The following is an 8,200-nucleotide window of genomic DNA, read 5'->3' on the forward strand; positions in this document are numbered from 1 at the left end:
GGCCGCCCCTGGGTTTTCCGGGGGTGAGGGGTCGGGAGGGTCACGGATTCTTCGGTCCGTTGTGTCCTGGTTCGAGTTCTTGGCCCTCCAGCCACCCTTCTCGGAACGCGGCGTCGATCCATTCGGCGCGCTCGGCGGTCTGCTGCTGGAGCTTGGGGATGCCGAGGCCGGCGGTCTGGGCGGCGCACGAGGGTGGTTTTGCCGGTGGGGCGGGTGCCGACGGCGACTGTGCCACTGCGGTGGTCACTGCCCCCTGGGGCACTGCGGGGCCGACGTGAAACGCAACCCTCTTCACAGCCCAAACGTCAACGACCGCGATCTGTTACGCCCTCTGATGCCGTGGACGTTGGAAGGCGACGCGGAGCGTCAGTTCACGGAGTCGGCAGCCTGTGGTTGTGATGTTGTATCGGCGCGCGTTGTTGACGGCCGCCTCGGTCAGGACCTTGCGCCGATGGAGGTCGCGGCCCATCTCGTCCAGGGCTGTGGCCAGTGAGCGCGGGTCGCCAGGAATGTAGGGAACACCAGAGCTCCCGAGGATTTCCCTCACACCGGGAAGATCGGAGTGGGCAACCGGAAGTCCGTGGGCTTGAGCTTCGATGAGGACGAGCCCGAAAGCCTCCAAGCCTCTGGTCGTGAAGACGAAGACGTCGAATGTCGGCAGGCGGCGCCACAGTTCGGCGCGGGGTAGGAACGGTTCAAACCGAACCCGGTCTCGCAGCCCGAGTTCGTTGATCCGCTGTTCCAGACGACCCCGGAGGCTGCCGTCTCCGATCACGGTCAAGCGATGCGGCTGACAGGTCAGAGCGAGGGCTTCGATGGCGGTGATTGTGGATTTGTTGTCGTCCAGTCGGCCAGCGTGCACCAGGGACAGGGGCCCGGTTCCGGTAGGCGGTTGGTCGCGTACCCGGACATCGTTCAATGGGATGCCCCATGGGATGACGGTGAGCCGATCGGTGAATCGGTGTCCGGTGAGGCAGTCGATGCGGTCGGCGAGGGCAGAGGTCGGAGCTACGATCGCGGCGCTTGCGGCAGCCACTTCGTTCATGGCCTCGCGTTCCAGTGAGCTGCGCTCGGCTGCCATCACGTCGGGACCGTGGGCGATGGCGATGATCGGGATGTTGCCGACGGTTCGGGTGAGGGCCAGGCTGAGAGCGAACCCGAGGTACTGGGCGTGAATGGCATCCGGCTGCGGCTGGATCTTCTTGATGAGAGCACTGACCTCACGCGTGAGCTCGTCAACGTAGGCGTCGAAGTCCGGGCCGTGAGGCCGTTTCGTCGTGGAGAGGATGATCAGCTGATCAAACGCGGCCTTCCACTCCTGATCAACCGGTGCCCTGCCCAGGAAGGTCGTGTGGACGTCAGGCATCGCGCTGCCATAGAGATCGCTGACGAGGATCATGCTCCCGGACGAAGGCTCGGAGGCGCGGTTGACACCGGTCAGGATGTTCAGGATTTTGGCGCTCATGTGGAAATTCCATTCAGTGATGACCGTTGGGGGAGAACCGAAGACCGGGCTTCCAAGGCCAACTTGACTTGTGAATTTTCTGCGGTGTCCTGCAGCTCGTGCTGACGGGGAGGCACCCACCACGACGCCAGGTGCGGTGTGAAGATAACTGCGATCTCATCGGCCGGATGTAAACATCCTTTGCTGTCCTGTTCTGCAAGCCATACCCGGACTGTCGACCGGGGGTAGACGGGATTGATCCCAATCTCTCCCTTGGGGAGGATTCCGTTGAAGGGGGTGGGTATTCCCTCGCAGTTCCAGTAGTTCCATGCCTCGAGGGCATTGGACTTCTCGAAGCAGTGATACAACTGCCGATAGCGGGGCATATACCGGATCTCGCGGAAGACTGTCTGGCCGATCAATCCTGGCGCGGCTTTCCGGAGCATGTCGAGATCGGTGCCCTGGAAGGTTACTGTTGCTGCGTCCTGAGACGGGTGCAGTGCGGTTCGGGCGAACAGATGGGACAGGCGTCTCCGCACGTACTCGGCGACTCCCGGGACGAGTGCCGGTTCCATGCCTTCGATGATCTGAACGAGCCGGTGATGACGTGGATGGAAACGGGACAGGTCGAACACCTGGTCCATGCCGTCCACGGCGGCGTAGGCGAGTCGTTTGTAAAGCCAGTTGTTCAGTTCCCCGACCTGGGCGTAGGTCTTGGTCTCCGAGGTAGCGGAGTGGAGCATCAGGTATTCGGACACAACCTCGAAGTACAGGTAGCCAAGGAACGGCACATGCATCACGGCGTCGGACAACTGGTCGATGAACTGGGGCGCCGGGGTGGCGTGGCCGGCGGCGTTGCGCAGGGCGGTGTCGAGGAACGGGGCGGCGAGGCGCAACCCGGTCAGCACGGCGCGGTCGAGCTGCTCGTTCTCGGCCGGAGTGAGGAAGCTTTGGTAGCGCTGGAACGTGCGCAGGTGGATGGGACCGAGGTGCAAGTAGTCGATGCCCTTGGGCCGGATCGGGCCATCCGGGGTGACCTCGAGGATCATGGGCGTGGTGGAGGGTTTCGTTCGCAACAGGTAGGCGCCGAGGTTGTGCGGGCGCAATCCGTCGCGCTGGCTGGCGAGAGGTGAGCAGTACAGGGCCCCGACCAGGCATCCGGTGGAAACGTGCAACTCCCCGCTGGCGCGGATGGCTTCGATGTTCTTGGTGACGTGCAGCAGGTGCATCGGCCGTCCGCTGACGAGTGCTTCGGTCATGGCGTTGTTCTGCATCAGCCAGCCGTTGGGGGTTGAGTGCTCCAGATAGTCACGCCAGTCACTCTCGCTTTCGGCCAGCGATGCAGGAATATGACGCTGCGCGGGCACGGTGTAGTCCGTGTGGGCGTGTTCCCATTCGTCGTGCAAGACAACTCCGGGGAAATGGATGATCGACTGCGGGACCCGGGGGTTTGATCGGCTAAAGGGTCTCGACGTTCGGCCCGGAAAGGCGCTTTCGGCAGTCGAGAACATAGGCAGCGTGTTGCTGGATCATCGAGAGATCGAATTGCGGGTGATCCATGAGAAGGATCACTGCATCAGTGGCAGCCACTTCGTCCGGAGTTGCGTCGACCCGGGGCACGTTCAGCTTGGCGTCGTCGCCGTCTGGGATGTTGGGTTCGACCCCACGGACATCGGCACCGAGGCCGAGGAGAAGTTCGGCGACACGTGCCGATGGAGAATTGCGAAGGTCAGTGGCGTTGTACTTGTAGGTCAAGCCGAGCAGCAGAATGCGAGATCCGCTGGCAGGAATTCCGCGCCTGTCGAGTGCTGCCACGAGACGCCGGACGACGTAGTCGGGCATGCGTCGGTTCACATCGGCGGCGAGTTCCGCGAATCGAAAGGGGATGCCAAGCTCCTGCTGAACCTTCCAAGATAGGAACATCGGGTCAACGGGCAGGCAGTGCCCACCGACTCCCGGCCCCGGGGTGAACCGCATGAATCCGAATGGCTTGGTCGCGGCAGCGTCAATTGCCTCCCAAATGTCCACGCCGAGGGAAGCGGCCAACATTGCCAGCTCATTGATCATGGAGACGTTGACGAACCGGAAGGTGTTCTCGATCAGCTTGGCCAGTTCGGCGACCTTCGTCCCGGACACCGGTACCGTAGTCTGAAAAATTCCGTCGTAGAAGCCCTTGATCACGTCGAGTGATGTGGCGTTGATCCCCGACACCAACTTCGGCGCCCCCTCGAACGACCAACGCTTGTTTCCGAGCCGCTCGGGACTGAATCCGGCCAGGAAGTCCACCCCGCCCTTGAGACCCGACACCTCCTCCAGGATCGGCAGCAGTAATTCCTCCGTGGTGCCGGGATAGGACGTGGACTCCAGGACCACCGTCGCACCAGGGCGAAGGTACTTGCCCAGCATCCGGGCGCAGGACTCGATGTGGCTCAAGTCCGGCACGTCGTCCCGCAGGGGGGTTGGCACAGTGATTACCGCGATGTCGAAGCCGGCGAGCGCGTCAGCGTCGGTGGTCGCGGAGTAGGCCCCGGACTTCAGCACTGCGCACAGCTGCGAGGAGTCCACCTCCCTCACGTAAGACCGGCCGGCGGCGAGCTGCCCGACGCGGTGCGTGTCCACGTCGTAGCCGACGACACGGTGCCCCACCTCAGCGGCGCGTACGGCCAAGGGAAGCCCCACATAGCCTTGGCCTGCGACAACTACCTGCATGGCGACTCCTACTCGAAACCGGTGCTTGAATGGACTCTCGTTCTTGGGCTGGTGAGGAGAAGGACTGTGCCCCTGGTGTCGGTCGTGATGCCCGTGTACAACTCGGCAGCCACCCTCGGCGCAGCCGTCCGATCGGTGCTCACGCAGACCCACAGCGACCTGGAGCTGCTGGTCACCGATGACCAGTCCTCCGATGGGTCCATGGACCTGCTTCGCGAGTTCGCCGAGCAGGACGAGCGCGTCCTGCCGGAGTCGGCACCCGAGCGGGGTGGTGCGGGCCGGGCCCGCAACCTGGCGATTCAGCGGGCCCGCGGGGACTACATCGCCTTTCTCGACAGCGACGACATGTGGCTTCCGGAGAAGATCGAGAAGCAGCTCGCCTTCGCCGCGGAGGGTGATGCGCCGCTGACGTTCACCTCGTACTACAAGATGGACGCCGACTACGACGGCGAGAGCACCGACTGGGTCCCGAACGGGCGGGTGATCCATGCGCGCGAGCATGTCGACTACCGCGCGATGCTGGTCCGAGACCACATAGGTGCCCTCACCGCCATGTACGACCGCAAGGTGCTGGGCACGAGGCTGATGCCGGAGATGCGCAAGCGCCAGGATTACGCCCTCTGGCTGTCGATCATGCGGGACGGCGTGGACGCGCGGGGCCTGGATGAACCGCTTGCGGTGTACCGGGCCCACAGGGCGGGATCGCTGTCCTCCAACAAGCTGTCGCTTGTGAAGTACAACTGGGCCCTCTACCGCGAGCACGAGCATCTGTCCGTCCCACGCGCGACGCGGGCACTGGCCGGCGCTGTGTGGCAGTCGCTGCGCAACTCGCGCATCTAGCTCCGTGCACGGACCCGGAAAGCCGGCGCGCGACCGTTTCCGGGAGTGCCCGGCCAGGCCCCACCCCGTGGCCGTGCCACATGCCCGGGGCTGGCCCGAAGGGCGGCACTCGGCGGGCCACCAGTGCCGTCGGTCGGCTACGCGACCACGCCGTCACCGGCCCTCGCCCGCAGGAACAACTGGAGGAGCAGCCGCCGGTCGGAGACCGGAACGGCCTCCTGGCCGCTGTGGAGCGCCTCCCGACCGTGCAGGAAGCGGCGCTGATTCATGATGAGGTAGTCCCCGGGCTGGAGCATGAAGGAGATCTGCCCCCGGACGAGTTCCTCGGCAAGCTTCCTGGCGGCGTCAGTGTGCGCCTGGCTGAGCTGGGACCTCTCCAGCATCTTGGCGGTGAACCGGACGAACCCCCTGCCTGGGGCGGAGCCGTCCAGGACCGGGAACGGCTTGTACTCCTCGCCGACGCCGAACAGGTCGTAGAACGTCCCGTAGTGGTAGGCAACCTCAGCCAGGAGGGCACGGGTGTCCTCCGGGAGCCGTGCCACGGCGGCGTGGGCGTCGGAGAGGATGCTCAGGCCGCCGCCGAGCGGGTCGGGGCGGACGCACAGGAGCGTGGTGTAGTCCGGGGGCAGGGTGGCGTTCACCAGGTCCATGTGAAACGCGTTGTATCCGGTCCCGGAGGACTTGCCAGGGTCCTTGGCGGTCTTGACCCCGATGTCCTTCCACAGAGGCCACTTCGGGAAGGGAGAGAAGGGGACGGCCACCTCGGCCGCGAAGGCCGTTGCCAGCCGCAGGAATCGGTCCCCGGTTCCCAGAGCCCTGGCGAGGTTCCCCAGGCGCAGCACCGCGTAGCCACCGTCCTGTCCGGTCAGCGCGCGGCGCAAGGCTGCGACGGTCTCCTCGAACCCGGGGGCAGCCGTCAGCTCTGCCCGGTACCGCTCCATCGTGCGCTTCGCCAGCAATGAGCCGTCCAGCTCCCACGGCGGGAGAGGAAGACTTGCCAGAGCAGCTTCGAGTTGGTTCGGGATGTCGATGAACATACGGAACCTACAAATCTCTTGGGGTGTTCGTCGTGTCGCTTGAACGGCGCGGGTCAACCGGTACTGGATCGCCGGACGTCACCCGGGCCACCGGACAGGTGATCAGAGGGATGTGCCCCTCTCCGGCGGGTGAGTACCGGCCACAGGGGGAGCCGACGATTCCGTCGTCCGCCGGAGAAGGGAGTCGAGAGCGCACCTGGTCAGAACGCGTGGGGTTACGTCGTCGTGTGCTGCCGGGGGTGCATCAGCTCCTCCAGGTCCACAACGCGGAACGAGCCCGGGCCCGCACCAGTTGTGAGGCGAGGAACGTGGACAAGTTCGGGTGCCCGTAGGGCAGGGGCGTGTCGGGGCTCGCCATCACCTGCACGCCGTCCTCGCCGTAGCCGTAGATCGTGCCGTTTTCTTGTCGGCCTTGTTGATGCACGCGAGCCGACCAGTTGCTTGAGGTGGCGCGTAAGCGCTGAGCAATGCCTTCGAGGTGCTACCTCGTCGATGACGGCGCAGACGTCGTCGAGCAAGGCGGAGCTGTTGGAGGGATTTCAGGTGCGTGTCTTGACCAGCGCCTCTTCGAGTTCTGCGGCGGTGAGGGGCGGTTTTCGTCTCGCCGGCTGGTGCTGGGCGGTCGTCATGTCGAGCACCTCATAGGCAGGCGGTTGTTCAGTTGTTCGCCACCCGTAGGGACGCGGATTGCGGGCTGCTCGGGCATGACGGCGGGGCATTCGGGACTCCCATTGCGCAGGCCAGGTGCACCCGGGACTTGCGCCGCCTGTAGCTCGGCCCAGACGACCTTGCCCCAGTGCTTTTGGTCGTAGCCCCACTTCGTGCTCAGCAGATCCACCAGGTGGAGTCCCCGCCCGTTCTCGTCCTGCGGGTGTGCTTTCCGGAGCACGGGCGCCGACCACCGGTTCCCATCCGACACGCTGATGCGGACGGTGTCCTGGCTGAGGCGGGAAATCTTCACGTGCAGCAACCGGCACTTGGAGTGGTTGATGGTGTTGGTGGCAAGTTCGGAGACGATGATTTCTCCTACCGGGGCCAGATCGCTCATCCCCCACAGGCACATGGCCTCCTCCACGAGTCGGCGGGCCTTATGAGCAGACTTCGGTTCGCACGGCCACGTTTCGCTGTAACTTGGGGTGCCGGTCCCAGCTGGTCTGGCTGTCATCATCATTGAGCACTTGCCTTTACGAGGGGGTGGATTCCCCGGCTCCGGATTGCGGTGCACCAGAGCCAGGTTTTCTCCGCACGCCAGAAGGGAACCGGGTGGCTTGGTCACTTCAAGGCGGCTGACGTCCAGCCAACCGCTGAAGACCGAAGCGAACAACGGCATCGATGCGGCACCTTTGATGCATCTCTGATGCACAGGGAACGCCGCGTGCGCAACGCCCTGGTCAAGCGGGGAAAGTGGGAAAGGAGCCGTCGTGAACTTTGCCAAGCGGCGTAAAGCCATGGGTTATAGTCAGGAGCAGTTCGCACATGCTCTCGGTGTGGACCGCACGACGGTCGGCCGCTGGGAGCGACGAGAGACACAGCCCACGCCCGAGCAGCGGCCGAAGATCGCCCAACTACTGCGCCTGGACCTCTCTGAACTCGACGCACTGCTGACCCCTTTACGGGCCGATCTTCCGGAGTCCGCGGCGTCGCTGATGAGTTCTCCTCGCGGTTCCGTGGGAATCATCGACGACATGATCCGACGTGAGTTCCTGCGCCTGCTGGCGGTGACCGGCGCACTCACGGCTCTCGATACGCAGACGGCCGAGGCCGTGGCGGAGTCCGCCGACCGGAGCTCGATCGACGACTTCCACATCATGAACAGGCACCTGTGGCAGGTGTACCAACTCGCCCGCTCCAAGCGTTCGGTCACCGCGGTCGTACAGGACCAGCTCGTCGCGCTCAACGACACCCTGAAGTCCGGTCCGTCGCGATACGCGGACAGCCTGTGCACAGTGGTCGGCGACCTCTTCCAACTCGCCGGAGAACTGGCCTTCGACGCGAACCGGTACACGGACGCAGCAGCCTCCTACACCCTGGCGGCCTCTGCGAGCGCCCAGGCGCGGTCCTTCGATCTGTGGGCGTGCGCGTTGCTCCGGCATGCCTATGTCGACATGTACGCGCGCCGCTACGCGGAGGCCGCCGAGACCCTCGAAGTCGCACGGCGGATCGCCGTGCG

The 8,200-nt window shown here is 64.7% G+C and carries 7 protein-coding genes; 2 read left to right on the plus strand and 5 right to left on the minus strand.

From position 1 onward, the window contains the following. Nucleotides 1-322 precede the first annotated feature (322 nt). The 3 genes from CCN35_RS25075 to CCN35_RS25085 are packed head-to-tail and all read right to left on the minus strand — an operon-like array spanning nucleotide 323 to nucleotide 4,153. Nucleotides 323-1,465 (minus strand): glycosyltransferase family 4 protein, encoded by a 1,143-nt coding sequence (locus CCN35_RS25075; RefSeq protein WP_086794432.1) that lies wholly within the window; start codon nucleotides 1,463-1,465, stop codon nucleotides 323-325. Next, nucleotides 1,462-2,850 (minus strand): hypothetical protein, encoded by a 1,389-nt coding sequence (locus CCN35_RS25080; RefSeq protein WP_086794433.1) that lies wholly within the window; start codon nucleotides 2,848-2,850, stop codon nucleotides 1,462-1,464. Before CCN35_RS25080 ends, CCN35_RS25075 begins: the two co-directional genes overlap by 4 nt. Before the next feature lie 52 nt (nucleotides 2,851-2,902). Beyond that, nucleotides 2,903-4,153: a nucleotide sugar dehydrogenase gene (locus tag CCN35_RS25085; protein WP_086794434.1), complete on the minus strand. Its 1,251-nt coding sequence runs from the start codon at nucleotides 4,151-4,153 to the stop codon at nucleotides 2,903-2,905. Between the two features lie 66 nt (nucleotides 4,154-4,219). Between CCN35_RS25085 and CCN35_RS25090 the strand changes: the two genes are divergently transcribed. Further along, on the plus strand, nucleotides 4,220-4,993 hold the full coding sequence (locus tag CCN35_RS25090; RefSeq protein ID WP_067395925.1) for a glycosyltransferase family 2 protein: 774 nt from the start codon (nucleotides 4,220-4,222) through the stop codon (nucleotides 4,991-4,993). Between the two features lie 137 nt (nucleotides 4,994-5,130). Here CCN35_RS25090 and CCN35_RS25095 read toward each other — a convergent pair whose 3' ends face one another. After that, entirely contained in the window at nucleotides 5,131-6,030 is a 900-nt protein-coding gene (locus tag CCN35_RS25095) for a TauD/TfdA family dioxygenase (RefSeq protein ID WP_067395928.1), read from the minus strand. Between the two features lie 625 nt (nucleotides 6,031-6,655). Further along, nucleotides 6,656-7,480, minus strand: a complete 825-nt coding sequence (locus CCN35_RS25100; RefSeq protein ID WP_342748652.1) for an ATP-binding protein — start codon at nucleotides 7,478-7,480, stop codon at nucleotides 6,656-6,658. Between CCN35_RS25100 and CCN35_RS25105 the strand changes: the two genes are divergently transcribed. After that, nucleotides 7,452-8,200 (plus strand): helix-turn-helix transcriptional regulator (locus tag CCN35_RS25105; RefSeq protein WP_143631801.1); only part of this gene is annotated, 749 nt, incomplete at its 3' end. The genes CCN35_RS25100 and CCN35_RS25105 overlap by 29 nt on opposite strands.

The sequence above is a fragment of the Streptomyces thermovulgaris genome (genome assembly GCF_002155915.1).
GTDB classification, from domain to species: Bacteria; Actinomycetota; Actinomycetes; order Streptomycetales; family Streptomycetaceae; genus Streptomyces; species Streptomyces thermovulgaris.